The 25,371-nt window shown below is 64.1% G+C and carries 18 protein-coding genes; 5 read left to right on the top strand and 13 right to left on the bottom strand.

Features of this window, described 5'->3' with window-relative positions; genetic code table 11:
• Nucleotides 1-43: 43 nt before the first annotated feature.
• The 5 genes from rpsK (at nt 44) to FRC96_RS11865 (ending at nt 6,647) form a co-directional block, all read left to right on the top strand.
• Nucleotides 44-433, top strand: a complete 390-nt coding sequence (gene rpsK / locus FRC96_RS11885) for a 30S ribosomal protein S11 (protein WP_115604691.1) — start codon at nt 44-46, stop codon at nt 431-433.
• A 94-nt stretch (nt 434-527) separates the two neighbouring features.
• The gene (locus FRC96_RS11880) at nt 528-1,532 is read left to right on the top strand and encodes a DNA-directed RNA polymerase subunit alpha (RefSeq protein WP_146974744.1); all 1,005 of its coding nucleotides are present in this window, start codon (nt 528-530) and stop codon (nt 1,530-1,532) included.
• A gap of 52 nt (nt 1,533-1,584) precedes the next feature.
• A complete protein-coding gene (rplQ, locus tag FRC96_RS11875) occupies nt 1,585-2,031 on the top strand; it encodes a 50S ribosomal protein L17 (protein WP_230470181.1) in 447 nt (148 codons plus the stop codon).
• 212 nt (nt 2,032-2,243) lie between these two features.
• Nucleotides 2,244-3,848, top strand: a complete 1,605-nt coding sequence (locus FRC96_RS11870; RefSeq protein ID WP_146974712.1) for a hypothetical protein — start codon at nt 2,244-2,246, stop codon at nt 3,846-3,848.
• Nucleotides 3,849-3,980: 132 nt separating this feature from the next.
• On the top strand, nt 3,981-6,647 hold the full coding sequence (locus FRC96_RS11865) for an alkaline phosphatase (RefSeq protein ID WP_230470180.1): 2,667 nt from the start codon (nt 3,981-3,983) through the stop codon (nt 6,645-6,647).
• Between the two features lie 127 nt (nt 6,648-6,774).
• Here FRC96_RS11865 and FRC96_RS11860 read toward each other — a convergent pair whose 3' ends face one another.
• The 13 genes from FRC96_RS11860 to polX form a co-directional block, all read right to left on the bottom strand.
• Nucleotides 6,775-6,957 (bottom strand): DUF1328 domain-containing protein, encoded by a 183-nt coding sequence (locus FRC96_RS11860; protein ID WP_146974710.1) that lies wholly within the window; start codon nt 6,955-6,957, stop codon nt 6,775-6,777.
• Nucleotides 6,958-7,170: 213 nt separating this feature from the next.
• Nucleotides 7,171-7,950 carry a hypothetical protein gene (locus FRC96_RS11855; RefSeq protein WP_146974709.1) on the bottom strand — a complete coding sequence of 260 codons (780 nt, stop codon included), beginning with the start codon at nt 7,948-7,950 and terminating at the stop codon, nt 7,171-7,173.
• Between the two features lie 91 nt (nt 7,951-8,041).
• On the bottom strand, nt 8,042-11,461 hold the full coding sequence (locus FRC96_RS11850) for a hypothetical protein (protein WP_146974708.1): 3,420 nt from the start codon (nt 11,459-11,461) through the stop codon (nt 8,042-8,044).
• Between the two features lie 104 nt (nt 11,462-11,565).
• Entirely contained in the window at nt 11,566-14,355 is a 2,790-nt protein-coding gene (locus FRC96_RS11845) for a hypothetical protein (RefSeq protein WP_146974707.1), read from the bottom strand.
• A 154-nt stretch (nt 14,356-14,509) separates the two neighbouring features.
• Nucleotides 14,510-15,517 (bottom strand): hypothetical protein, encoded by a 1,008-nt coding sequence (locus FRC96_RS11840; protein WP_146974706.1) that lies wholly within the window; start codon nt 15,515-15,517, stop codon nt 14,510-14,512.
• Between the two features lie 30 nt (nt 15,518-15,547).
• The gene (locus tag FRC96_RS11835; protein ID WP_146974705.1) at nt 15,548-16,522 is read right to left on the bottom strand and encodes a TadE/TadG family type IV pilus assembly protein; all 975 of its coding nucleotides are present in this window, start codon (nt 16,520-16,522) and stop codon (nt 15,548-15,550) included.
• Nucleotides 16,519-18,423, bottom strand: a complete 1,905-nt coding sequence (locus tag FRC96_RS11830) for a Tad domain-containing protein (protein WP_146974704.1) — start codon at nt 18,421-18,423, stop codon at nt 16,519-16,521. The genes FRC96_RS11835 and FRC96_RS11830 overlap by 4 nt, the downstream gene beginning before the upstream one ends.
• Before the next feature lie 42 nt (nt 18,424-18,465).
• Nucleotides 18,466-19,506 carry a TadE/TadG family type IV pilus assembly protein gene (locus FRC96_RS11825; RefSeq protein WP_146974703.1) on the bottom strand — a complete coding sequence of 347 codons (1,041 nt, stop codon included), beginning with the start codon at nt 19,504-19,506 and terminating at the stop codon, nt 18,466-18,468.
• Nucleotides 19,507-19,763: 257 nt separating this feature from the next.
• Entirely contained in the window at nt 19,764-20,867 is a 1,104-nt protein-coding gene (locus tag FRC96_RS11820) for a hypothetical protein (protein ID WP_146974702.1), read from the bottom strand.
• A 128-nt stretch (nt 20,868-20,995) separates the two neighbouring features.
• Complete coding sequence (locus FRC96_RS11815; RefSeq protein WP_146974701.1) at nt 20,996-21,787, bottom strand: hypothetical protein; 792 nt, start codon at nt 21,785-21,787, stop codon at nt 20,996-20,998.
• 8 nt (nt 21,788-21,795) lie between these two features.
• Complete coding sequence (locus FRC96_RS11810) at nt 21,796-22,638, bottom strand: hypothetical protein (RefSeq protein WP_146974700.1); 843 nt, start codon at nt 22,636-22,638, stop codon at nt 21,796-21,798.
• Nucleotides 22,639-22,733: 95 nt separating this feature from the next.
• Nucleotides 22,734-23,240 carry a thiol peroxidase gene (gene tpx, locus FRC96_RS11805; protein ID WP_230470179.1) on the bottom strand — a complete coding sequence of 169 codons (507 nt, stop codon included), beginning with the start codon at nt 23,238-23,240 and terminating at the stop codon, nt 22,734-22,736.
• A 116-nt stretch (nt 23,241-23,356) separates the two neighbouring features.
• Nucleotides 23,357-25,081, bottom strand: a complete 1,725-nt coding sequence (polX, locus tag FRC96_RS11800; protein ID WP_146974698.1) for a DNA polymerase/3'-5' exonuclease PolX — start codon at nt 25,079-25,081, stop codon at nt 23,357-23,359.
• Between the last annotated feature and the right edge of the window lie 290 nt (nt 25,082-25,371).

The raw sequence follows: 25,371 nt of genomic DNA, 5'->3' as shown, positions 1-25,371 counted from the left end.
TTTGCGGCGTTGAGCGGACCGGCGGGCGAAGGAGAATGAGATCATGGCAAAGCCGAAACAACGAACCAAGCGTCGCGTACGCAAGAATGTCCAGAACGGCATCGCGCACATTCACGCGACCTTCAACAACACCATCGTGACCCTGACCGACACCTCGGGCAACGCCCTGTCGTGGTCGAGTGCCGGCTCGCGTAGCTTCAAAGGCTCGCGTAAGTCGACGCCCTACGCCGCCGGCATCGCCGCGGAAGACGCCGCGCGCAAAGCCCAGGAGCACGGCCTGAAGTCGGTCGCCGTCTACCTCAAGGGCCCGGGCCCGGGTCGTGAGTCCGCGCTGCGCTCGCTGCAGTCGGCCGGCCTGAAGGTCACCGTGATCCGTGACGTGACCCCCTTGCCGCATAACGGGTGCCGTCCGCCCAAGCGTCGCCGCGTCTGATCGACGAGGCGTAGCAAGGTGGATGCACTCGGGCCCCACGCCCCGCGCGTTGGGGCCCGTTGGTTGATGATTCTGTGGTGCGGAGGCAATGGAAATGTATCGAAACTGGCGCGACCTGATTAAACCTCGCGAAGTTGAGATCGATCAGCGCTCGAAGACCGACACGTACGCCAAGTTCGTGTGCGAGCCTTTTGAGCGTGGCTACGGCATCACCATCGGCAACGCGCTGCGGAGGATTCTCCTGAGCAGCATCGTTGGCGCGGCGGTGACCAAGATCAAGATCGATGGAGCGTTGCACGAGTTTACCAGCCTGCCCGAGGTCAAGGAGGATGTCACCGACATCGTCCTCAACCTCAAGGAGCTTCGCCTGAAGTTGCACGGCGATGACACCCAGGTGGTGACGATCGATGTGGAAGGACCGGCCAAAGTGACCGGGGCCGACATCCAGACCGGGCACAACGTGGAGGTCCTTAACCCGGATCACCACATCGCCACGGTGGGCGAGAACGGCAAGCTTCGTATGGAGCTGACCGTCGGCTCGGGCCGCGGTTATGTGCCCGCCGATGAGAACAAGTCGGACGAGGACAGCCTGGGCGACATCGCGATCGACGCCCTGTTCAGCCCGATCCGCAAGGTGAACTACCAGATCACCAACGCGCGTGTCGGTCAGCGTACCGACTACGACAAGCTCACCCTTGAGGTCTGGACCGACGGCAGCGTGCTGCCCGAAGACGCGGTGGCTTACGCCTCCAAGATCCTCAAAGAGCAGGTGGCGATCTTCATCAACTTCGATGAGACCGTCGAGCCGCCGGAGGTGGTCGAAGAGGAGACTCCCGAGTTCAACGAGAACCTCCTCAAGCCCATCGAAGATCTGGAGCTCTCGGTTCGCAGCTTTAACTGCCTTCAGACCGCCGGTATCAAGTTCGTCGGCGACCTGGTCCAGAAGACCGAGGCTGAGCTGCTGAAGACGAAGAACTTTGGGCGTAAGTCGCTCAAAGAGATCAAAGAGATCCTCGAGCGGATGAGCCTGGAGCTTGGTACCAAGCTCGAAAACTGGCCTCCGAAAGAGTTGGATAAGAAGACGGCCGAAGGCAGCTGAGAGCTGAATCGGGCGAAGCGCGGCGAGATGCCGCAAGCGCGAGAGGAATAAGATGCGACATAAAGTGAATGCACGGCGCTTCGGCCGGGAGACCTCCCACCGTAAAGCGCTCTTCAACAACCTGGCCAAGAGCCTCATCCGCTACGAGATGATCCAGACGACCGACACGAAGGCCAAAGAGCTTCGTCGTGTGGCCGACCGGATGATCACCCTGGGTAAGCGCGGCGACCTGCACGCTCGTCGTCAGCTCCTGGCGCGTCTCGGTGATAAGGAGCTCGTCTCCAAGCTCATCGACGACCTGGCCAAGCGGGACGATATCTCGGGCCGCCAGGGCGGCTACACCCGCATCGTCAAGATCGGGAACCGTCAGGGCGACAACGCGCCGATTTCGCGGATCTCCTGGGTGGGTGCCACCCTTGAGAACACCGAAGCGCTGCGTTACCCGGCGCATATCCGCGACCAGTTCGTGACCGATGAAGGCGAAGAGCTCGAAGCCTGATTCTGGTGCGCACCTGCGTACGGTTTAGAGCCGGCCCCCTTTTCGGGGGTCGGCTTTTTTCTTGGGTGTTTCACAGGATATATTTGAAGAAATTGTTCGATGTCACGTCTCAGAGGATGGAGTCAGGAGCGCGGCGCGCGCTGGGCCTGGTGAAACGCAATGAGGGCGATATGGAGTGGCTGCGGTTTCTCATTCGAATCTCGATACTATCCATGCTGGTCATCACGATGGGGTGCGCGCACGGACGCTCCCTGAAGTACGGTGACGAGCATCTGGAGGATGGGAACTACGAGGCTGCTTTGCGCTCTTATCGCGACGCGCAGATCGCTCGCCCCGGCTCGCAGGAGGCGCTGGCGCGAGCGCGTCGGGCCGAGCGGCTGCTGGTCGATGATGCGATCGCGGCGCTGGACGGTGCGGTTCACGGCCAGCACCGTGTGGAGGTTGCGCTGCGACGTAGCGATGAGGTGCTTGAACTGGTCCTCTCGAAGGATCTTCGCCAGAGGCTGACTACGCGCTTTGGATCGGCGGTGCTGACGCTCGCGGAACGTGCGCGTGTCGAGGGACAGATCGCCCGGTCGCTCTCCGTGCTCGACCAGGCGCAGATGGTCGTCGATGCCCACCCCGCGGCTTTCGGTGAGGGGTATCGGGTGTTCTCGCACCGCGTGGACGAACTCGAGCAGCTCTGGTCCGCGGAGCTCATCGAGCGGGCTCGAGCGGCGATTGAAGGGGGGAGGCCGGCCAGCGCCGCGCTTTACGGCGCGATGGCCCAGTCGCTCGGTGCCGCGCCTCTGGCGGTTGGCGAGCCGGAGAGGTTCGCCCGTGAGATCCGTCAGCAGCACGGTTGGTCGGTTGTCGCCCGGAATGTGGCGTCGTCCAGGGTGGCCGGTCTGGAGCGTGCGATGCGTGCTCGCGAGCCTTTTGCGGCCATCGGGTTCGGGGTGGATGCCAGCGCGTATCAGTATGAGGCTGTGCTGTACCTCGATGGGAGCGAGCCACGGGTGGAGCGTTGGGAAGAAGCCGAGCAGCGGAGCGAGGAGTATCAGTCGGGTACCCGTGAGGTGGCCAACCCCGCGTATCTCAATCAGCGTGACGATCTTCTACGCGCAGAGGAGCGCGTGGTGCGCCTTGAGCGGGATATCGCGAAGTCCCAACATGAACTGCATGAACATCGCCGCGAACACCGCGAGGAAAAGCGCGAGGGGATGCCGACCTCCTTGACACTGTCGAAGATCGAGAGGGAGGAGGACCGCCTCAGTGATCTTCGGGAAGATATGATCGATGCGCGCTACCGCGTGGAGCAGGAGTATCTCGACCTGCAACGTATCCCGCCGACCCTGCTCGAACCGGTCTATTCGATGCACAGCTACGAGGTGATCGCGCAGTGGGCCGAGCTCGCGGCGAGCTACGATGTGGTGCTTGATGTGCCGGCGGTGGCGTTTGAGCACGTGGGAAGTGTGAACGTGGCTGAGCGCGACGTCAGCTTTCGCCACCATGCCCAGCCGGAGCTCGAGCTGCGAGCACGTCGGGATCCCGAGCCACGCGCGGCGGTGCTCGCGGAACGCTTTGAGGCGTCCCTTGCCGAAGCGTCTGGATCTGAAGTGCTCGCCGGATTCGACCAGTACCGTCGCCGGTGGGCGGAACATCAAGGATCGGCGGTGGAACGCGTTGAGGCGCTGGCGACCTACATCCTGCTCTCTCCCCAGCGTGTCGACGCCGGGTTGGCCCGTGAGCTTGCCACGCTCAGCGGGGTCCCCGCGCCGGAGGGGGTGTTGACCCGTCTTGTGGCCTCGCCCGGGCCCAGGGTGAGCGTGCGCTAAAAGCGCTGTCACGATCTCGTCACCTGTGCTCAATTGTGCCCGAGGGAGATTTCGCCTAGGAAGTCCCTCGGTGATGTTTGGCGCGTCGACTCTCGGCGTCGCCGGCACAGAACGCGGTCGATGAGGTCAGCGATGAAGTTCGATATCAGAGTGCTCGTGTGCATGTCTGCGGCGCTGGTGGCGTGTCAGTCTTCGCCGAACGGCTCGGCGGATCCGGCGTCGACCGCAGGCGATCGCGTCTCGGAACAGGTCATGGGGGCGGGTCCGGCGCCGATCAGTCCGGTGGACTTTCCGGTCTCCGATCGCGTGGATTATCAGGCGCGCCCCGCCCGGATTATCGTGTTCATCGGGGACGGCATGGGGCACGCAGCCGTGACCGCCGCGTCGTATGCGCAGAGCGAGCCACTGGCGATGCTCAGCATGCCGCACGTGGGGTTTATGACCACGCATGAGCATGAGTTTCTCACGACAGATTCGGCCGCCGGAGCCACCGCGATCGCCACCGGGCATAAGACCCACTTTGAAGGCGTCTCGGTGCGTCCCGGGACGACACGTGAGCACGAGAGCGAACCGGAGTATCAGCTCTCAACCCTCTTCGGCGCGGCGGCGTCAGCGGGGCGGGCGACCGGCTTGATCGCAACAAGCCGTATCACGCATGCCACGCCTGCGGCCTTTGCGGCTCACCGCAGCAACCGCGGCCAGTATGACGATATTGCGCTGGATTACCTGCGCTACAAGCCGGCGGTGATGCTCGGTGCCGGTGCGCGTTTCTTTGAAGAGCGCGCCGATAAGCGCGATCTCTTCGCCGAGTTTGAGGCCGAGGGGTATACCGTTGCTCGCACCGCCGAAGAAGTGCGGGCGGCCACCGAAGGGCAGGGGCCGCTGCTCGGGTTGATGCACCGCTCTGATATGCCCTCGGCGAGCTCCGGGGAGCGGGCGATGTCGCTCGAAGAGATGGTGGAGGTCGCGATCGACGTGCTCGATCGCGAGTCTCCTCAGGGCTATGTGCTGATGGTGGAAGGCTCTCAGATCGACTGGGCCGGGCACGATCTCGACGGCCCCGGAGTGGTCGCTGAGACGCAGGATATGGATCGGGCCGTGGCGCATGCGCTTGGTTACGCACGTGAACGCACCGATACCCTGGTGGTGGTCACCGCCGACCATGAGACCGGCGGGATGAGCGTGCTCGACCCGCCTTATGCCTCGCGCTACATGATGCTCTTAGGCGGGGAAGAACGGGCCTATCGCATGACCCTGCCTGAGGGCTACGATGTCGCCGCGCACGACGATCCCCTGCCACCTTCGGTCGTGCATCATGCGTTGCCGAAGGTCGGACGTTTTGGTCCGGTAGAGTCCGAAGACCAGCGTATGACCACCTCGTTTGGATTTATGTCGGTGGGAAGTCGCGCATTTTGGGATGGCTCCCGGCGCTATTCGGCCTCGCATACAGCGGTGATGGTCCCCATCTTTGCCGAGGGGCCAGCGGCGGCTGATGTGGTTGATGCGCGCGACAACGCGAAGCTCGGAGCGACGTTGAAGCGCCTGGCCTCGGCTCCCGATGACGCGGAGGCGCGTCGGCCGGGAAGCGCGGGGCCGGAGCCGCGCCCGAAGAACGTTATCCTACTTGTGGGCGATGGACTGGGGCTGGCGTCTCTGACCGCCGGGCTTTATAGCCGTGGTGACCTGGCGACGCTCTCGATGGACACACGCGCGCTGGTGGCGACCCATGCGCTTGATCGTCTGGTCAATGATTCGGCCGGGAGCGCGACGGCGATCGCCAGTGGCCGCCGGAGTCGCGTGGGCGTGGTGGGCATGGCGCCGGCGATGGTCGGCGGTGACCTTTTGCCGGTGCGCTCCGCTCTGGCCGAGGCCGCGCTCAAAGGAAAGCGTACCGGGATCGTCACCACGACCTCTCTGACGCACGCGACCCCGGCGGCTTTTTACGCGCACCGGGCTTCGCGTTCCCAGGAGGCGGCGATCGCCGGCGACTTCCTCACCCTGGGTCAGCGCCTGGGGCGCAGTCACGGCGTCGATGTGGCCATCGGTGGCGGGGCCCGCTACTTCCGAACCTCGCATCTCGACGCGCTCCGCGCGCAGGAATACGCCGTCAGCACCGAACTTCCCGAGGCGCTGTCTTCAGGGCAGCCTCATCTGGTCCTTTTGGCCGACGAAGGACTTCCCCCGGCGGCGAAGCGTGCCGCCGATGATCCCGTGGCGCCTACGCTTGCGGCGATGACCGATCGCGCGCTGGAGTATCTCCAGGACGACGAGCGTGGCTTCTTTCTCGTGGTGGAAGGGGGGCAGATCGACTGGGCGCTGCATGGCCTCGACCGCGGGGAGGGGCTGCTCGCTGAGATCGCTGACTTCGACGCGGCGGTGGCTCGCGCGCTGGCCTTCGCCGGCGAATCGGGCGACACGCTTGTGATCGCGACCTCCGATCACGATCACACCCTCTCGGTGTTGGATAACCACTATGGGTTCCACAGCGGCCATTGCAGCGTGATGAAGGCCTGCGGTGGCACGTTTGAGGGCATCGCCTTGCCGTTGGCCACCGAGGGCCTGGTCAACGCTCAGGGCTTTGCGGCGAGTGAGCTTCAGGGGGACTTCGGGACGCCGACGATGACCCTGCAGTACGACTGGATCGTGCAGGAGGTCGCTCGACGTGTACAGATGGGAGGGCCGCATTCGGCCAATATGGTGCCGCTCTTTGCCAGCGGCCCCCGGGCTTCCGAGCTGGGACGGGTTCGCGATCAACCCCAGCTCGGTCAGTGGCTGACGCGCTGGGCGTCCGGCGGCTGAGCGAGATGCCGGCGAGGACGGGGCGTGACAGCGGCCTTACGTTAGTTATTGAGGTCATGAAAAAGCGACGCCCCCCGGGGCGTCGCTTTTTTGTGAATCGTGTCTCGGGTCAGCGTGCAGCGCGACGCTACGTGAGGGCGTTTCCCTGCGCGCCGCGAAAAAGATAGACGAAGAGGGAGATGACCAGCATCGCCAGCGCCACATAGAAGACGATCTGTGCGACGGTGGCGGCGGCTGATGCCAGCGCGCCGAATCCGAGAACGGCGGCGATGATGGCGACGACAAAGAACGCGAGTGCCCACCACAACATGCGTACCTCCGGGCTTAGTGGGGCAGATACAGGGGCCGGCAGCTCGCATTGCGCTGCCCGGCCCGCGGCGAAGTTGACTTCTTACGCCTAGAACGTAAGGCGACGGAGAAAGCGGTCAATTCAAAGGGGCGCCAGAGCGAAAACGCCCCCGGCGCGCGCAGCGCGCCGGGGGCGTTCGTCATAGAGAGAAGGCGCCGAGACGCGGAAGGCCTCTTACTCCTCGCAGAAGGCGACGCGTTCGGCGCAGCGAAGCTCGCCATTCTCGTTCTCCAGGCAGCGCTGTGAGGCGCACTCTTCGGCCTGGAAGCAGCTCGAGCCCGCGCGCAGCGGCCGACGACACACATAGTCGATCGTGTCACAGAACATGCCGGTGGGGCACATGCTCGAGGAGCAGTCTTGACCCTCTTCGGGACGCTCCGCGCAGCGATCGGGCTCATCGTCAGCGAGCACGTTGCTGAAGCAGTAGCCGGTGATGCACTCCTGATCGAGCACGCACTCCTCGCCCTCCTGAAGCTGCGGGATCAACATCTGGGCGCAGCCCGGGAAGGTGGTGCGGATCGGATCGCGCTCGGTGAACTCCGAGCAGCTCTGGTTGCTGTAGCTTGAGACGCACATATCGGCCGCGTCCCAGTCGACTTCAATGCGCCCCTCTTCAATGGCCTGGTTGAGCAGCCCCAGCCCAATATCGACCGGGATGGACTCGCTGGCGTTGAGGCAGTCTTCCTCACTGTATTCGATGCCGAAGCCGTTGAGGCGCTCTTCCGTGCTGCAGCAGCCAAAGAGCACCTGACACTCCGCGTTACGCAGCTCGGTGGAGAGCTGGCGAAGTTGCGGATCGATCTCGGTGATCTCCTCGCCGGCGTCGCGATCCGGGGTGTTATCCACCTCAATGGTGGAGCCACCGCAGGCGACGCTGAGGCCGACAAGCCACGCGAGACACAGGCCGGACAGAGTGGGGTTGAGTCGAGCGAAGCGAGAGCGCTGAATCTTCATACGTCCTTATCCGTGGTGGAGCTTCGGGCGGCGTCTGGAGACGCCGCCCGAAGCGTCATCCGACGCCCGGGGCGCCGGTGATGTTGCGACTTCAGTTGTTCGGCACACACACGTTGAACGCGTTGCCACCGTAGAGCTTCACGCCGCAGTTCATGCCGTAGCTGGTGCAGTCGAACTGACTGGTGCAGGCAATGGTGCAGACCCCGCCCGAGCAATGACCATGGTAGCAGTCACTGTTGGAGTTGCAGCTCTCACCGACGCCGTCACCGTTGGCGTTGGGCTCGATGCACGAGGTGGACGGGCTATTGCCGCCGGTCACACCGCAGACGCGCTCCGGATCGCCCACCGCCAGGAACTGGTTGCAGTCGTCATCGACGTAGCAGTCGTCTTCGGGAAGACACACATTACGGGGGTTGGTCGGCGTGAGGACCGTCGCGCAGAGTTGGGGCTCGGCGACGGTGCCGCAGTTGCCCTGAATCTCGGTGCAGTCGTTCTGCAGACACTCACCCAGCGCGCAGCGGCCGCTGGCGCCCGCTCCGCAGCTTGCGCCGTTGGTGTTGCGGGTGCACGCACCTTCTTCCACATGATCCTCAAACCCAACACAGACCGCGTAGGGGGCCGCAGCGATGTTCGGATGCGCCACGGAGTCGAGGGCGTGGTTGGTCAGCGAGGTCAGGTAGGTGTTGAGATCCGACTCCTGATCGCAGCGGAAGTCATAGTGGGTACGCTCGCGCGTGCCGCTCTGATCGCAGCTGCCGTCGAACTCATTGCAGGGTGACCAGGGACCGATGAAGGGATCGGGGCAGGACTCACAGTTGACCTGGCGCGCTTCGTGATCGGTGACCTCGTAGGTGCACTTCTCACCGGCGCAATCGTAGTCTCGCCATTCGTAGAGGTGGTAGTCGCAGACCGCGCGGCTGCCACAGACCTGAATGACGTCAGCCTCGGATTCGCCAACGAAGTACCACCCGTCGAACATATTGCACCCACCGCATTCCACGTCGCGCTGGATGCCACAGCTGTCGGTGCGGCGAATGCGGTTGCACCCAAGATCGGCCGGCGGCTCTTCGCACTCGTTGGAGGTGCAGCCGGTGCGGGTGAAGCCGGGAGGCTCGTTGCAGATCTCTTCCTCGACGTTGACGCCGCAGCAGGTGTTGTTGGCCGAGCACTCCACACCCGCCTCGCAGGAGCCGCACTCGATGGTGCGTGTCTCGCCGCAGCTGTCGATGATCTCGCGGCTGCCGCAGGCGTATCCGCGGGAGGCGCAGATCTCGGCGTCGGACTGCTGGGTGCACACGCACTGGTTGTTCTCGCAGGGCACACCGGCATCGCAGGAGCCGCAGTCGATGACCTCGCGGAGCACACCGCAGTTATCCGTCGCCGAGAACTGGCCGCAGACGTTGCCAGCGTCTTCGCAGAGCTGGCTGTCGTAGACCGGGATGCACTCGTCGCTGTCTTCGATCACGCCGTAGCGGTAAATCGAGGTGATGGAGCGAGCGCCCGCGTCGGCTTCGATGTAGCCGCTGATGGAGGCGGACTGCTCTTCAAGGCCGTGGATCTGAAGTTCGTAGCGGATCGGGTCGGGGCGGCCGTTGTACTGGCCACTCTTGTTGACGATCCAGATGCGGTAGAGCTCGTCGACCTCGGGGCGATCGATGGCCACGGCCTCCAGGTAAGGGGGCAGGCTGCCGCCCATGGTGCTCCAGCTGCAGCCTTCGACGCTGCCGCAGCTCTGGGCGTCGAAGACCCCGCAGCGCGCGACACCGCCGGTGCAGCGGTTGCCGTCGAGCGAGACCGAGCAGCCCGCCGGACACTGGCCATCAACCGGATCTGCGGCAGCGCAGTCGGTGATCATGCTGCCGGTGCATACCCCGCAGTTCTCACACTCGCCACCGCCGTTGGAGACCATCGTCATCGTGGCGCTGTTGGCGTTGCGGTTGGCTACCGAGATGAGCTCGCCATCGGGCAGCTCCACGTAGAGATCCAGGTCGGCGGCGGAGGCCCAGTCCAGGACCACGCGCATCGGCGTGCGCACATCGCAGATGCCGCGGAAGCAGGTCAACTCCGGATCGTCGCCGCAGTCGCCCGGGCGCTCGCAGTAGAGCGGCCCGTCGGGCTCCGAGATGCCACAGGCCGGGTTGTCCTGCACCATGTCCAGGTTCTCAAAGACCGTGCGGGACTCGCTGGTGTAGCCGGTGGTGCCATTGAAGGTCGCTTTGCGGGCGTGTCCGGCGACCGTGAGCGTGCCGCTGCGCGGGCAGAAGGGCGGACGAAGGGTCATCTCCGCGTCGAAGTTTGCGCGGAAAGGCTCCAGGCGAGTGAGCAGGTTGGCGGTGACCGAGCTGGGCGTGTCGACCAGGGCGGCGTTGATGCCCATGGTGGCTTTGAAGCTGATGGCGCCGTTTTCACCCTGGGTCTGCGTGGCTCGCTCCTCGGCGTGGAAGGCCTCGTAGCGACCTTCACGCGGGAGCGCCATGCAGTCCTGCTGGCCGCCGAGCCCGTTGGTGCAGAGCACGCCGGCAAAGGCGTAGCCGCTGCCGACAAAGCCCGCCGTCATCGTCGCTGTGCCCGAGGTGCGCACGTCGTAAGCAAGGTTGAGATCGGCGGTGAAGTAGAAGCGCCGTTGCAAGATCTCAAACATCGGTCGGGTGGCGTGCGACCCGTGAAGTCGGAAGGTGTGGCGGTCGGCGCGATCGCCGGTCGATTCAATGACCCATTGAGGATCCGTGTCGACATGAGCCAGCGCCGAGGTACGCTCCTCGACGATACGTCCGGCCAGAATCTTCATGCGGGAGATGAAGGTGACGTTGGCCTCGATCTGGCCCTGGACCGTCTCCACGGTGTACTCGGGCGTATCGACTTCGCCGGCCGCCGTCTCCGCGATCTCAAAGGAATAGCGCGGCCCGGCCGAGGCCGAGAGCTCGTCGAGCTCGATGATGATCGGATCGTCGACGATCGGTCGCACCGGTCGGGGCCGGGGAAAGACGACGCCACCGCTGCCGCCCTCATAGATTCGCTCTTCCTGATAGCGAAGCGCGGAGCGGTGCTGGCCGATGGCCTCCTGCTCGCCGATCTCCACAAGAATATCGCCGTCTTCGACCATCTCGAAGAGCGCGGCATCCCGGGTGCGCAACACGAGGTTGCTCCCCTGAACCTCGATCGCCTCGATGTGGCGCCAGTGACCGTTGTCGATCTGCGCCAGGAGAATATCTCCGGTCTCCAGACCTTTGAGGTGCTCGCGATGCTTCACGGGGATCATCACGCGATCGTCCTCAAAGGTCGCCGCGCGCGCCAGGTCATCTGCCATAAGACGCACATGGTCGCGGAAGACCAGGTAGGAGCCATTGGGCGAGACGGCCATCACCGTGCGCCCGGAGGCGTCGGCGGGGCTGTCGGTCTCGCCATCGGTGCCGCAGGCCATGAGCCCGCAGGTGGCGAGCGCAGCGAGCAGCGCGGTGGCGCCGTGGCGCATGCTGCGGCGAGGTGCCGGTGGGTGTGTCGGGATCTTCATCTGAATATCCATCGTCAAAACTCCGAAGCAGGCGGAGTGGCGTAACAGGGCGGGCCGAGCGTGGATGACTCCGCGCCGGGGCTCCGGCGCGAAATGAGGCCGACTCAGTAGGCTTCGAGCTGCATGCAGAGGCGCACGGCACCTTCACCGTTGGCCGGCGGAGTGAGGCAGATGCCGCTGTTCTGGCAGCAGACCTGGCCCTCATCGCACTGGCTGTCGGAGCGGCAGTTTTGTGCACGAAGCTCACAGCCGCAGGCGATACTGCGCTGGCCACCGCAGCTATCGGTGAGCTGGTAGAAGTTGCAGTCCGGACCGGTGTGATACTCGGCGCACAACGACTCCTGGGTGTCGGGCTCGCAGCCCGGCTCGACGCCGGGAAGAGCGGGGTCTTCGATGGGGAAGACCACGTCATCGTCGCTGCCGACGGGCAGATCCGAGATACCGCCGCCCTGCGCCTGGCAGCGCGGGGTGGTGGCGTTGGGGCTGCAGATCGCGAAGCGGAAGACCGACTGGTCGGCCTGGTCGCGGATGATGCTGCCCTCGACCGTCTGACGCATCACGCCCTCACCGAACTCCACCTCCAGGGTGTAGAGGATGTCGTTGATGTCGGCGTTCTCAGCCGCCTCATTGAGCACGACCCAGGCGATCCATTCGCCTTCCACGTCGTTGGGGAAGGTGAAGTTCTCGATGTAGGGAGCGCCCTGAGCCTCGCTGGTGCAGGTATCCCCGCAGTCGCGGCGGTCAAAGAGGTTGGGTTGCGTCATGCGGTTTTGCACCAGCGAGTCATCGGGCTTGGTGATGTAGAGGTCGAGGTCGACCTCGGCCAGCCAGCCCAGGCTCACGCGCACATTGTCATGCTTGACGCACTCGCGCTGGAAGCAGCGGGAGCTCTCGCCGGCCGGGGCATCGTCCATGCACTGCTCATCGTTGGAGCAGCCGCTGCGCACGACTTCGTAGGGCTCCGAAGGCTCGAAGTAGCCGCAACCGATCATGTCGAAGACGCCACCGTCGAGCGTGCCATCGACGCCGAAGAGCTTGATCGGACCGTAGATACGCACGCGGAACTCCTTCCAACCGACGATCGGGATCTTGATGCCTGCGCCGGCCGAGCCGCCCAGGTACAGGCCCACAAAGTAGTTACAAAGGGGCGGGGAGATGCGGATACCGGCCTGCAGCGAGAGCTCCAGGGGTTGGACATAGATGTTGTATTTACCCGGCGGGGTCAGGCCGACGTTGAAGTTGCCGATGTTGAGATCCGGCCCGATGCGCGCACCGATACCGATATCCAGACCCGCACTTAGTGTGGCCTCAGCATCGATCTCGGCGGTGAACTGGCCGTCGATGTTGTTGCTCAACCCCAGGTCATTAGGGCTGGGGAGGCTGCATTTGCTCATCCCGTCGGAGCTGCCTTTCCACTCCCCGTTGGCGTAGCGCGAGGCGTAGATTCGGAAGAGGGGGCAGCCGCCCACGCAGATGTTGACGCAGAGGTAGTTGACGCTGGTGCGGTAGTAGTCGTAGCGCAGCATCCCCTCCAGGCTCAGTCGGAAGTTCACGTTGAGGCGAGCGTAGGCGTAGACGCTAAGCGGCACGAAGACGACCACGAAGTTCTTGATGATCGGCACCTCGAAGTGCTTGCTCCAGTTGTACTGAAGGGCCAGCTGCGCCTCGAGCGTCACGGTGGCACCGAAGCCAAAGCCGGCGTAGATGCCTGCGTAGGCTTTGAGGCCGGGCTTCCAGATCTTGAGCTTGATGCCGGCTTTCACACCGACGCTGACCTGCAGGCGCGGGATGAGGGTGAACTGCCAGCTGGCCGTCCAGGTGCCGTTGCCGTTTCCGAACTCACCGCTCTGCTCGCCACCGAAGGTGAAGGGATCGGTGAGCTCGATGGTCAGGTCGCAGAGCTCGTCGGGGTCGATATCGGGAGCGCCTTCGACTTCGCCGGCTTCGTAGGGGTTGAGGCAGAAGGTAAAGCCCACACCACGCTTGACCGGCTCGCCGCCGGGGCCTTCGCCCACGTTGCCCGGATCGTTGGAGGGATCGGGAGCGGAGACTTCGTCGTCTTCGTCGCCACCGTCGTCGAGCTCGCACATGTCAGAGCAGACCACGCCTGCGCATTGTTCATCGGAGAGGCTCTCGGGGCAGAGCAGCGGGCCGGACTCGTCGTCGGCATAGACCGAGCGGTTGTCGCGGACCCAGTCCATGCAGGCCGAGGCCGCGTCGAAGGTCTCATCGGCGGCGGCTTCGCTCTGCCAGTCGTTGCAGGGGATGTCGCAGGTGCTCAGCTCGCAGTTCTCGCGCTCGCCGGATTGCTGCATCTGCACGCGCTTGTTGATGTCGTACATCACCAGGCGGCGCTCGTAGAGGTCGTGTTTCTGAGCCTCAAAATCCGGGTAGAGGTAGGTGTCGACGATGTCGAAGTCTTCGGGGAGCGTGGTGCCCGGGAGCAGATCCATGTGGAACTCCCCGTGAATCACGACCTCCTCGAGGTCGGCGTCGCGGGTGTGCCAGATGATCTCGCGCTCGGTCAGCTCGACGTGCTCGATGAAGCGACGGAACACCGCGGTACGCGAGAGCACCACATGACCGGGGCGGTAGCCGCGCATGTGCTCGTAGCCGTCACGCGGGAAGCGGATGGTGTCTTCATCGACGGTCGAGGCGGCCACATCGGAGTCGGCCAGCCAGTACGCTTCAGCCGAGAGGATCAGCGGCTCGCGCTCCAGCGGGTCGGGGTTGACCACGATCAGCCCCGGATCGTTGAAGAAGGGGCCGTCGGGTGCCTCAAAGTAGCGCGGGCCGTGGTTGAGCGCTTCAAAGCCCTGATGGATCGCTTCGGGATCGTCGGTGACCTCCAGGGGGGCGGCGGCCTCGCCACACGCGCTTGCGAAACTCAGCATTAGACTGAGGCCAACCAGCGTTATCCACGCTGTTGGGTTCCAGCTACGTTGCTTTTGATCAGGCAGCCGATTCATGGGGTCTCCTCTCCGTGTATCCATCTGGTGGTGCACATTCCATCGTAGTTAGCGGGCTCATCGTGCGAGGTCGGTGACGCTACTCCGGGTCGGTGTCCGGGGTCATGGCAGCGTGCACGTAGGTGCTCGCTTCTTTCTGGTAGATCACAAGTTTGACGATGCGATCCTGACGCTTAAACGCGATCACGTCGGCGTCGCGCCCCTCGAAGTCCACGACCGACTGGACCTCGAAGAAGATGTCGTTGTTGGGGTGCTCACTCCAGCCGCGCGAGCGCATCGAGCGCTTGTAGAAGTCGACGATCTGCGCCGGGCTGTGGTTGGTGACGTAGACGTTGCTCTCGTAGAGAAAGCGCTCGCCATGGGTTAAGTCGCGCATCCGATTGATGCGAACGCAACCGGGGCAGGCCGGGACTTTGTCGTCGGCGCCGGCACCGTAGCCGACCCGAAGCTCGGTGGGGTGCATACGGCCATAGAGGAAGGCGTCGTCGCTCCAGCTGGCGATGACCGTGGTCTTCTCATCATCCGGCTCCCGGAAGGCCTCGATCCAACGGTGGCCGCGGAAGAAGAGGTTGGGATCCTGGGCGGCGAAGAAGTCGCGACGGACCTCCTCGGCGTTTCGGGCTTTTCCGCGGGTGATCATGCCGCCCATCGTGACGTGAGTGGGCTCGATGGCGTGGGGGACCAGGCCGCCGGTCAGGGCGGTGACCAGGCGGGCCTCATTCTCCTCATCGCGAAGCTCGGTGTAGACGCGATCGTTGAGGCGCGCCTGCTTAAAGCGCTTTTGATAGGTCTCAAGTACGCGGGTGGGGCTCTCATCGGTGGTGCGCACGGAGAAGTAGGTGATGTTGCCGTTGATCTCGTAGGTGCGCGGCTCGGGGTGGCCCAGGGCTTCAAGCTCGCGGGCGAAGGTCTCCACCGGATCCTGGGTGTTGAGCGAGCGAAGATCGAAGAGATCGGCGTGGCTCTCCTGGACGCTGCCGTCGACCTCAAAGACCCCTACGGCCCACGCCACCGAGGCGATCAACGCGCCGGCAACGGCCGTCTTCGCGAGGTTGGTACATGCCTTTGTGATGTTGGCGGTGTTCATAAGTCCAAAGCCTTGGCGCGCGAACGCCGATCAGGGGTAGAAGTCGTCGCCGTAGTTGAGAGGCTCGCTGAAGAAGTCGTCGGGTTCCTCTTCAACCGGGTTGGGGACCTCGTACTCCGAGGGCAGGATGGGAAGCTCAGGGGTGGTGTTGTAGCGCATGATCGCCTGGTAGGGCTTGAAGTTCTGGCCCTCAAAGGTGATGCGGCTGGCGATCGCGGACATCTGACCGTTTTTGCGGTCGTCTTCGTGGGTGTAGGTCGGCGCGAGCACGCTGTACCAGGCGCTGACCTCGACATCGCCCAGGCTATTGATGGGCACAGTGCTGTCGAAGCGGCCGGTGAGGGTTCCGTAGCGCACGTTGGCGCCGATGGCGCTTCGGGCACCGGCGGAGTTGATCATCTGGTTGGCGCGCGCGCCCAGCTGGCCCATGATCCCGGAGGTCTCCATCGAGGAGGAGACCGCGTTCTGGGGCCGGTCATCAAAGAGCTCCAGCGCCAGGGGGGAGTCGCCGAAGAAGGTGGTCAGGTCATCGTTGATGATGTGATCGACGCCGAGCAGCTCCACACCGGCGGCCTGCACAAGGCGTACGCGCCCGAGCGCCTCACCGAGGCTGCCGTGCTGTCCCAGACCCTCGGTCTGCGAGAAGGCCTGCGCTTCGCGGCGCGCAACCACCTCACGGATGCCTGCGCGCTGATTGGGCGGGGTGCGAAAGAGCTGGGAGGTGCTGTCGATCGATGCGCCCACCGGCGTGGCCGCCCAGCGCGCCGGTCCGTTGGAGGTGATCGCGTCTTTAAACGAGGTGTCCTGAACGCTGCGGAACTTCTCGACGGTGTGCACAAAGGCCATGCCGCGTGCCCGCAGCGAGCCGTCGTAGACTCGCCCCAGCTCGAAGATGCCGATGAAAATCAGGACGAAGACCGGCAAAAACATCACGAACTCGGTCATGGCGACGCCATGTTCGTCGCGTCCCAGACCCTTGATACGTTGAAGGAGTCGTCGGTTCATTTGGCGAGTCCTCCAATCGTTGAGGGGCCCATCGCGTTGCTGATGGCTTCCATGCGCAGCAGGTCGACGCCGACCTGCGTCAGCGGCCAGGCGCCGGTGGCGCCGATGCTGCGCGAGAGCACCATGTAGGGGAGCGAGTCGTGATAGACCTGGTTCATGTTGTACTGGGCGTCGGCCCACTCGCTGCCAAGCACGATCGGACGCATCCGTGAGCTCCAGGAGGGCGTCCAGAGATCGGGGCCGGCAGCGCCGGTATGAAAGATCTCGGCGCGGGACATCGCCCAGGTGGATGAGGCCCGGTAGGTGTTCTTCTCCAGGATGGAGGTCGGATCGATCGGGGCGGGGCGGTCGCCGAAACTCTCCCCATAGAAGTGCTCACGGTAGCGCACCGATTTGGCGTCCATGCCGGTGTAGTCTTCGCCGACGATGTCGTACTTCTGACGGGCCTGCAGGAGATTAAAAGAGGTGAAGTCGGCGACCATCGCCATCACGAGGCTGGAGGTCTGAACCTGCCATTCGCCGGCGTTTCGGAAGGGGCGAAGCTCCCAGGGCTCGGCGGCGATGCGGTTCTCTCCCATCGCGCGAACCATGGCGTTGGAGGTAAAGCCCACGCCCCGGTCGCGGAAGGCGTGGGTGCCGGCCAAGAGGTTCACCACCACGCTGGAGACGTGCTCCAGGATGCCCTGGCCGCTAAAGCCCACCACCGTACCTTCGGAGGAGAGGATGAAGCGCGCCATGTTGAGCAGGTGCTCAAAGAGGAAGGGGTTCTCCGTCTGGCAGTTGCCGCCGTCGAGGCAGGACTTGACGATGTTGAGGATGTTGCCCGCGTTGACCGAAGATCTCAGGTGCGAGCTCATCGTGCCCATCTTGCCGGGACGTACCGGCAGGGAGTCGACGTAGTTGCTGTAGTTGTGGAAGGTGCCATCGCCGGCGATCGGTGTGGCGCTGGAGTAGTGGGAGATGATCGACTGGGTGATGTTCTCGACGTTGTCCGGCAGGACGCCCGCCGGCGCCGGGAAGCTCCCGGAGAGGGTGGCGCCGTTGCGCACAGCGCGCATCGACTGCTCGGTCCAGCCCCACCATGGCGAGATGGCGAAGATGTAGCGCTGGTAGTTGTCGATGGCGATCAGGTCTTTGCCAAAGAACGAGGTCGACCAGCTATCGCCATCGCCAACCCGGAAGGTGTAGGGCGGGCCGTCGGAGATGTTGTCGCCGGCGAGCATCTTCTGCTGAAGATCGTCGTTGGCGAGTTTGGGGTAATCGTAGCCCGGGTCGAGCTCCATCATCTCATGGGGCCCGGTGTTATGGTCGTGACCCGAGAAGCGGTAGAAGTCGCCCCAGGAGTCCGGGTTGGTCCCGCTGCACGCCGTCTCGTAGTCGTCGTAGCGGCAGGCCACGCTCTTCCAGAGCGAGCGGTTGGTGTTCATGAAGTTGCACAGGTTACACAGCGCGTTGTCGCTGCCGTCTTCGCCCGAGAGCTGAAAGCAGGTTGAGCAGACGCTGTCCATGCCCAGAAAGCCCTGCAGGGAGAGCCCGGCTAAGTTGTAGTCGCCGTGGATCCACTGCGGCACCGCGTACATGTAAGCCGGGTAGAGGCTGTGAATGCCCCAGACCGAGCGCTTGGTGACGTTGGCGTAGGCCATCAGGTTCATGGATCGCGCTTTGATCGTGGCCTGGCTCAGGGCCGCTGTGTCAGCGGCGATCTGGGCGTCCATCTTCTTTTGTGCCGAGGCGCCGGCGTCGTAAACCGTCCAACTGGCCAAAAGAAGGATCAGGGCTCCTGCCATTGCGAGAATGGCGATAGCTCCCCCTTCTTGCTCGTGCAGGCGGCGTGCGCCCGGGAGCAGGGGGGATGGCTTTTGAGGGAGGTTGATCATGGTCAGCTCATAGAGACGAAGCACGGAGAGGTTCGCGAATGATGCGTGCGGGCGACTTATCCGGGGCTAGAAGAGGTAAGGCGCAGCGAGGTTACTGTTGGTCACCCGGGGAAACTGCGAGCGGTTGGGTGAGGGGCGCTGGCGCTCCAGCGAGAGCACGCGTTTGATGGGCACGTGGTACCCCGTGCGGCCGGAGCGCTCGTAGCTCTCACCAAAGAGGCCGGCGACCAGCGGAAAGGCGTTGAGGTGATGGTAGGTGGTCGTCACCGTGATCTTGTTGCCAGTGGACGTATCCTGCTGAAAGCTCACGTCGATCGCCCCGTAGGCGCTGGTCAGCTTGCGAACCGTGCGGTGGGAGTAGGCGGCGGTATCAATGGCCGAGACAAAGTCGATCGGCGGGTTGAGCCCGGCCATCTCATCGGCGAGTCGATCGCCGATGTCGCGCCCCTGGTAGCCGGAGTCGGCCACGGGCCAGGGAAACTGCGAGGCCACAAAGATGCCCCTGTTCTGGCTGTATTCGGTCGAGGAGGTCGACGGCTGCGCGGCGTATTCGCCCGGGACGACCGGAGCGACGACGGTGGCGGCCTGAATCACGGCCTTGCGCTCCACATCATCGGGACCAATGGGCTCGCGCTCCCACACCCAGACGGTGCGCGTGGCCTGGAATGCGGCAACGGTCGTGAGCATGCTGGCGATGTTGAGCACCGCGAACTGCGCCAGACCAAAGACAAGCAGCAAGAAGACCGGGAAGACGACCAGGGTCTCGAGGATCACGTTGCCGCGGGCGCGCACGATGTTTCGGGTCAGGGCAGGCCGCTGCTCGGCGCGTTGGCGCAGCGTCTCGCGAAGCCAGGCAAAGGTCAGCGCGAGCATCGTCCAGAAACAGGCGGCAAGGCCCAGATGGATGAGCGCCTCAAAGTTGAAGATGGCCTCATGCAGACCCGAGGCGTTGGCCTGAGCAGCCAGCGAGAGGGTGCGTTGGCTGACAAAGGGAAGCGCCATCAGCAGCGCCACCCCAACCACACCGCCAAGATGAACCAACAAACGCGCGCCGTTGAGTAGCAGACGCGCCTGGCCTGAAGCCGCAGGTGTTGGAGTGTAGGACATGGCCTGTTCCCGAAACGGTTGAAGATTCTTTACGGTACCACAAGTTGCAATCGATATGCCAGTTAGACTGGTCGGTCAGGAGCCGCCGTATTCACCGGAGAGAGTGTGCCAGAGTGACACAGGTGAGGCGTCTACCCCTCAACTCCCGGGTCCTGTCTAGGAGGTGTGTGTCGCTCGAAAAGCGGTGATAGGCAGATATAATCAAAAAAGCCCCCTGACCGCAAGGTCAGGGGGCATCGGTCGAACGTTTGTGGCGATCAGGGGGCCGAGGGGTAGTCAGGCAGGGGCTGGAAGCCGCCGGCGGTGACATCGTCGCTGGTCGACCACTGCGCGATTCGCGGGCCCGGCTCGCCGGCCGGGAAGCCGTAGAGGACCCAGAAGAGGTGGTCGCCGGCGCTGCCGTTGACTTCACCGTCGATGAAGCTGCCGTTGGCGTGCTCCCCGGTGAAGATGTTGCCAAAGTCGGAGAAGATGCGGAACGAGGCGGCGCAGTCACCGGCGGAGTTCCCAAAGTTCTCGGGGTAGTAGTGGATAAAGGTGCTTTCCACTTCCGGGGTGAAAACGATGCCCTGGTAGGACTTGGGAAGCAGGCACTCGGCCTCGGCTTCCGGGTCGCCGCCGGCGTCGGCGATGCAGGTGATCACCTCGAGGGTGGGCGGGTCTGTGGTAATGGTGCCCGACTGGAAGTCGACGCGGGGGAAGTCCACCGTACCTTCACGGCCCACCCAGACAGGGATGAGCACGCCTTCGGACTCTTCTTCTTCGGAGCGAACAAGAAAGAAGTAGGGGTTGTCGCGAACTTCGGTCAGGAAGGCGCCGCCGCGAGGATCGCTGGCGAGGTAGCCCCCGATTGCGACGTCGTCGAAGCGGAAGCCCGACATGAAGTTGTATTGACCCAGGTTCGCCGAAGGGGTGGAGAGGGCGTTGCCGAAGACGATGCGGCAGCCCTCGGAGATGGAGCGCACGTGGCGGTACATCTGCAACAGCGCGCCCTGCCCCTGGCGGCGGATCAGAAAGAGCGTGGCGGTCTCATGGGGGTAGAGTGACCAGGCCTCGGCCGGAAGCTCAATCGGGGTGGGAGAGCCATCGAGCAGCAGGGTGAAGTTGCCCGGGATGCTGCGATCAAAGGCCACCGGCTCGCCATTGCCGACATCGAGGGTCGACTGACCAAAAGGCAGCGAGTTGACCAGCGCGCCGGTGGGGCCGTAGAGGCTCATCTGAGCGCTTCCGGCGTAGCCGTTGTAGATGTGGAAATAGACGACTTCGTCGCCCACTTCGCCATCGCCGCAGCCAAACTGCAGAGCGAAGATCGTCAACATCAACGTGGCGAGGCGTCTGGTTACGCGAGACACTGGCGTCATTACAGCCCTCAAAAGCATGCAAGTCATCCCAAGAGTGGCAACGTGTTGCTCTAACTGCCGCATACAAACCCGATGAGCCGGGAGCGTACCCCGTGGGCTCTGGCGGTGTCAATCCGGCAGTGCGAAGCTCAGGTGTCGAAGCTCACCGTTCCGATGGTCAGCGTGCCGTGGTGGCCGCAGAAGGGCACCTGAGGATCGGAGGGGCCGGAGGGGCCGGTGCGCGCTTCAAAAAGTTGCGGGCCGACCTGGAGCTGGGCACCGTCGGGAAAGGGCGACTGCTGAAGGAACATCGTGGAGGCGATGTCCATCAGGCGGAAGTAGGCGGCGTTGAGGCCGTTGTTATGCCGCGTCTCCAGCTCGGGGAGGCCGAAGAGGGTGAGCCCGCGGGTGATCATCCATTCGTCGTCGTTCCAGGCGCTGACAAAGAGGTTGATGACCGCATCGGGCTGGTTGAAGTCCATCGAGAGGTGGCGAAGGAGCGCCGGGGGGTGAAGCTGCACGCAGGCCGGCAAGAAGACCGCCGGTGCGCCGGCTTCAACTGCCGTGGTGAGGAGGCGAGCGAAGGAGGCGGCCAGGCGGCGCGGATCCCTGTCGACGCCTTCGAGCACCAGCCGCCAGATGGCCTGTTGGTTTTCGATCTGGTGGATCTCCGCGGCGGCGAAGGGGTGTTTGGAGGTCGGCGCCAGGTCGACCAGCTCCGGGATCGGTTCGTCGACCATCAGCGTGACGCTGTGACCGCTGCGCAGGGTGATCGTGCCACGCTCGCCAGGAACCTCCCAGGCTACATCGAGGTCTTCGACCCAGGTCTCCTGATGAACTTCTCGCAAGAGCTCCAGGCCGTCCTCACCCCAGGGGACCGGGAGAAGGGCGACAAGGGAGTGCATATCGGCGGCGTCGGCGCGGTGGGCTTGTGAACTCATAGGTATCTTCAGGGGGAAGGGGGGCGATCGAAGCGATAGAGTTCGATCCGGTCGGGGAGGTCACGTAGTACGGGGGTGAAGTCCGGTCCGTCGGCGCTCCACCGGGTGTGCTGGAGGTCGGCCAGGGAGAGGGACTTGTCGAGAAGTAGAAGCGCGGATGCATCGGGCGCGTTGAGCGCGAGCGGAGCGCTGCCATCTTTGGGGTTGAGGAGCGGTGTGCGCGCCAGATGCACATCACGGTGCGTCCAGCGGAAGTCTTGCCAGGGGGCGTCTTCGCTCGGGCGCCAGCGGCCGTCGACCAGCGCGGTGTAGCCTTCGAGCTCGGAGGTCGGCACGCCGGTGAGGTTGATGATGTCGTCATCGGCCGGGGTCAGCAGGACGTGCATCTCGCAGTAGTCACCCGGTGGCGGGGCGATGCCGCCGACCATACGGGTGGCGCGGGCCGGGCCCAGCAGATCTTCGACGTAGGGGGTGCCCTGACGCGTCGCGGAGCTGGGGACGTGGGCGTGGGCGGTGGGTAGAAAAAGATCGTAGAGGGCTGCCCCCAGCGTGTTGGTCGGAGCGCAGAGGTGCAGCTCCACCGCAGATGTCACCACCAGCAGGCGTGTGAGCGTGGCCTCCTGACCTTCGGGCCCCTCAATGCGTACGTCACCCTGGGGCCAGTCGTCGCCGTGATGGTGCAGGTAGCCCATCGAGACTTCGACCTGCGGCGCGCGTTGACGGGCGCGGGCTTCGAGCTCGCGAATGGTATCGTCAGCGCCCGTAGAGGGCGCGCCGTCACAACCTGTGGACGACAGGAGCGCGGCAAACGCGAGGAGGGCGATCACGGGGCCGGCGTGGCGATGAGGCATAGGGAGGTCCTGCACAGACTCGGGAGGGCGTTGACGCCGAAAGGCCGCGCTGGTGCTAGCGCGGCCTTTCGGGGGTGTCAATGTGGCGAAAACGCTCAGTCGCCGGTAACGATCGCCCAGGCGTCGTCGTAGTCGGGCTCCGTGGCGATCTCGGGGACGAGCTCGCGGTAGAGCACCGTGCCATCTTTATCGATGACAAAGACGGTTCGGGCGAGCAATCCGAGCTCGTCGATGACCAGTCCGAAAGCCTCGCCGAGGGTACGATCTTTGTAGTCGGAGAGGGTTTTGACGTGGCTGATGCCCGCCTGCTCGGCGAAGCGATCCAGCGCGAAGGGAAGATCGCGGGTGACGAACCACAGCTCGAAGTCGGCGTCGTCGCCGGCCTCGGCCAGGCGCGCTTCAAAGGTGCGGAGCTGGGCGGCGCAGATGCCGGTGTCCACCGAGGGGGCGGTGGTCAGCAGCACGCGCTTGCCCGCGGCGTTGCTCAGCGCGATGGCCTCGCCGGGATTCTTATGAACATGAAACTCAGGAGCGCTCTCGCCCACCGAGGGCGGGGTGCCGCTGAGGGTGACCGGGTTTCCTTTGAAGGTGATTTTCGTCATCTGACACTCCATTCTGTCATACAGGGATGAGGACATCGTCCGGCGGAGTTGCGACATACGCGGCCAACATGTGCACGAAGCAACCTCAGGCAACCCGAGCACAACCTCCGCAGAGCTCAGCGAAGCGTGGGGCGAGTGGCCTGGAGCAGCGCATCGACCGGCAGCGTGTTCAATACGGCGTCGGGGCCCAGCCAGGCGCGGCGCGCCTGCTGAACGGCGAACCGAAGATCTTCAAGCCCCGTGGTGGAGTGGGCATCCGAGCCCAGCACGAGCATCGCCCCCTGACGATGAGCCTTCTCGGCGAGTTCGGCGTTGAGGTCGAGGCGCCCGCTGCTGCCATTGAGCTCCAGGGCCACACCGAGCTCCACGCAGGCCTCCACGATCGCGTCGAAGTCGTAGCGGTAACCGTCGCGTCCGCCCAGAATGCGTCCGGTGGGGTGGCCCAGACACGAGAGCAGGCCGGTGCGCATGCCCGTGAGCAGGCGCTCGGTCATCGTGTCGGGATCGAGGTTAAAGTGGCTGTGGACGCTTCCTACCACCCAGTCGGCGTCCGCCAGAAGATCGTGATCCATATCCAGGCTGCCGTCTTTGAGGATGTCGACCTCAATGCCGGCCAGGACGCGGATCCCTTCAATGCCCGCGTCGGCCTCGCGGATACGCGCAATATGGTCGCGGAAGCGCTCCGGGGTCATGCCATTGGCCACGCGCACCGCCTGGGAGTGGTCGGTGATGACGATGTAGTCGTAGCCGAGCGCTTTCGCGGCCTCGGCCATCTCTTCGATGGAGTGGCGGCCGTCGGTCTCGGTGGTGTGCATGTGCACATCGCCACGGATCTGCTCGTCGTTGAGCAGCATGGGCAGGTCGCTCTTCTCGGCCGCAGAGATCTCGCCGCGGCCCTCTCGGAGCTCGGGGTCGATATAAGGAAGTCCGAGCGCTTTGTAGAGGTCTTCTTCGGTGCGCGAGGCGATAGGTGTGTCTTCGCCCTCCTTGAAGACGCCGTACTCGCTGACCCGGAGCCCCTGACGTTTGGCCCGGGTACGCAGCTCGATATGGTGTTCTTTGCTGCCGGTGAAGTAGTGCAGGGCGCTTCCGAAGACCTCGTCGTTGACCGTACGAAGATCGACCTGGATGCCGTTATGAAGTCGCACCGAGGTTTTGGTCTCGCCACTGGCCAGGGTCTCTTTGACTTCGGCCAACGCGACAAAGGCCTGGTGAATCGGCGCCGGATCGTCGGTGGAGACGAGCAGGTCGATGTCCCCGATGGTCTCTCGGCCGCGACGCAGCGAGCCGGCGATCGCCACGCGGATGGTCTGGGGCAGGGCGTCGAGGTGATCGCGCAGCGATTCGGCCACGCGGCGGGCCTGAGGCAGCGGCGCGCGATCGCCTCCCTGGGCCAGGCGCTCGATCTCGGCGAGCACTTTTTCCTCGGTTTTTGCGCCCAGGCCCTTAAGCTCTCGGAGGCGGCCGGCTTCGGCGGCCTCTTTGAGCGCGTCGAGGTTGGAGACGCCCAGCTCCTTGTAGACGAGCTTGATGCGTTTGGGCCCCAACCCCTGGACTTTGAGCATGTCGAGAAGTCCGGGATCCAGGCGCTCCAGCAGCGCTTGATGGATGTCGCAGGTGCCTCGCTCGCGGATCTGACGAAGATCGTTGGCGATGCTGGAGCCGATGCCTTTGAGGTCTTCGAGCTCACCGCGCTCCATGATCTGATCGAGCTCCTCGGGCAACGTCTCGACGGTGCGTGTGGCGTTCTCGAAGGCGCGGATTTTAAAGCGGTTTTCGCCGCCGATCTCCATCAGCTGGGCGATCTCCTGAAGGACGCGGGCGTAATCACGGTTGTTCATAGGGGGACTCCATACAGTCGCAGAACGCGTCGGGGCGTGAGGTTCGGCCGCCGTGCGAGCAAAATTTCGGGCAAGATAGATGCTTCGGGCTTGATTTTCCAAGCGAAGATGTTAGTAATTGCGGCCCGCTTTCGGGCGGTGAATTTTTCGGTAGCGACACCCAAACCCTGTTGGCCGGTCCCGGAGCCACACGCCCTACCCAAGCGGGCGTGGCAGAAGCTCGACGTCGGGAGACGTAAGACAAGCCAGACAGGGGGCGAAGCCAGTCTTCAGGGCATGCCCTCGCCAGG

Source organism: Lujinxingia vulgaris (assembly GCF_007997005.1).
Classification (GTDB): Bacteria; Myxococcota_A; Bradymonadia; order Bradymonadales; family Bradymonadaceae; genus Lujinxingia.
The sequence above is the reverse complement of the archived record's forward strand: the minus strand, read 5'-3'. Positions and strand labels throughout refer to the sequence as shown.

Excerpts from the sequence above, each read along its gene's own strand:
- FRC96_RS11850 (WP_146974708.1), bottom strand. The coding sequence starts at position 11,461 with ATGAAGATCCCGACACACCCACCGGCACCTCGCCGCAGCATGCGCCAC.
- FRC96_RS11835 (WP_146974705.1), bottom strand. The coding sequence starts at position 16,522 with ATGAACCGACGACTCCTTCAACGTATCAAGGGTCTGGGACGCGACGAA.
- rpsK (WP_115604691.1), top strand. The coding sequence starts at position 44 with ATGGCAAAGCCGAAACAACGAACCAAGCGTCGCGTACGCAAGAATGTC.
- FRC96_RS11880 (WP_146974744.1), top strand. The coding sequence starts at position 528 with ATGTATCGAAACTGGCGCGACCTGATTAAACCTCGCGAAGTTGAGATC.
- FRC96_RS11825 (WP_146974703.1), bottom strand. The coding sequence starts at position 19,506 with ATGTCCTACACTCCAACACCTGCGGCTTCAGGCCAGGCGCGTCTGCTA.
- rplQ (WP_230470181.1), top strand. The coding sequence starts at position 1,585 with ATGCGACATAAAGTGAATGCACGGCGCTTCGGCCGGGAGACCTCCCAC.
- FRC96_RS11840 (WP_146974706.1), bottom strand. The coding sequence starts at position 15,517 with ATGAACACCGCCAACATCACAAAGGCATGTACCAACCTCGCGAAGACG.
- FRC96_RS11855 (WP_146974709.1), bottom strand. The coding sequence starts at position 7,950 with ATGAAGATTCAGCGCTCTCGCTTCGCTCGACTCAACCCCACTCTGTCC.
- FRC96_RS11815 (WP_146974701.1), bottom strand. The coding sequence starts at position 21,787 with ATGAGTTCACAAGCCCACCGCGCCGACGCCGCCGATATGCACTCCCTT.
- tpx (WP_230470179.1), bottom strand. The coding sequence starts at position 23,240 with ATGACGAAAATCACCTTCAAAGGAAACCCGGTCACCCTCAGCGGCACC.
- FRC96_RS11810 (WP_146974700.1), bottom strand. The coding sequence starts at position 22,638 with ATGCCTCATCGCCACGCCGGCCCCGTGATCGCCCTCCTCGCGTTTGCC.
- polX (WP_146974698.1), bottom strand. The coding sequence starts at position 25,081 with ATGAACAACCGTGATTACGCCCGCGTCCTTCAGGAGATCGCCCAGCTG.
- FRC96_RS11870 (WP_146974712.1), top strand. The coding sequence starts at position 2,244 with ATGCTGGTCATCACGATGGGGTGCGCGCACGGACGCTCCCTGAAGTAC.
- FRC96_RS11865 (WP_230470180.1), top strand. The coding sequence starts at position 3,981 with ATGAAGTTCGATATCAGAGTGCTCGTGTGCATGTCTGCGGCGCTGGTG.
- FRC96_RS11820 (WP_146974702.1), bottom strand. The coding sequence starts at position 20,867 with ATGACGCCAGTGTCTCGCGTAACCAGACGCCTCGCCACGTTGATGTTG.
- FRC96_RS11845 (WP_146974707.1), bottom strand. The coding sequence starts at position 14,355 with ATGCTGAGTTTCGCAAGCGCGTGTGGCGAGGCCGCCGCCCCCCTGGAG.
- FRC96_RS11860 (WP_146974710.1), bottom strand. The coding sequence starts at position 6,957 with ATGTTGTGGTGGGCACTCGCGTTCTTTGTCGTCGCCATCATCGCCGCC.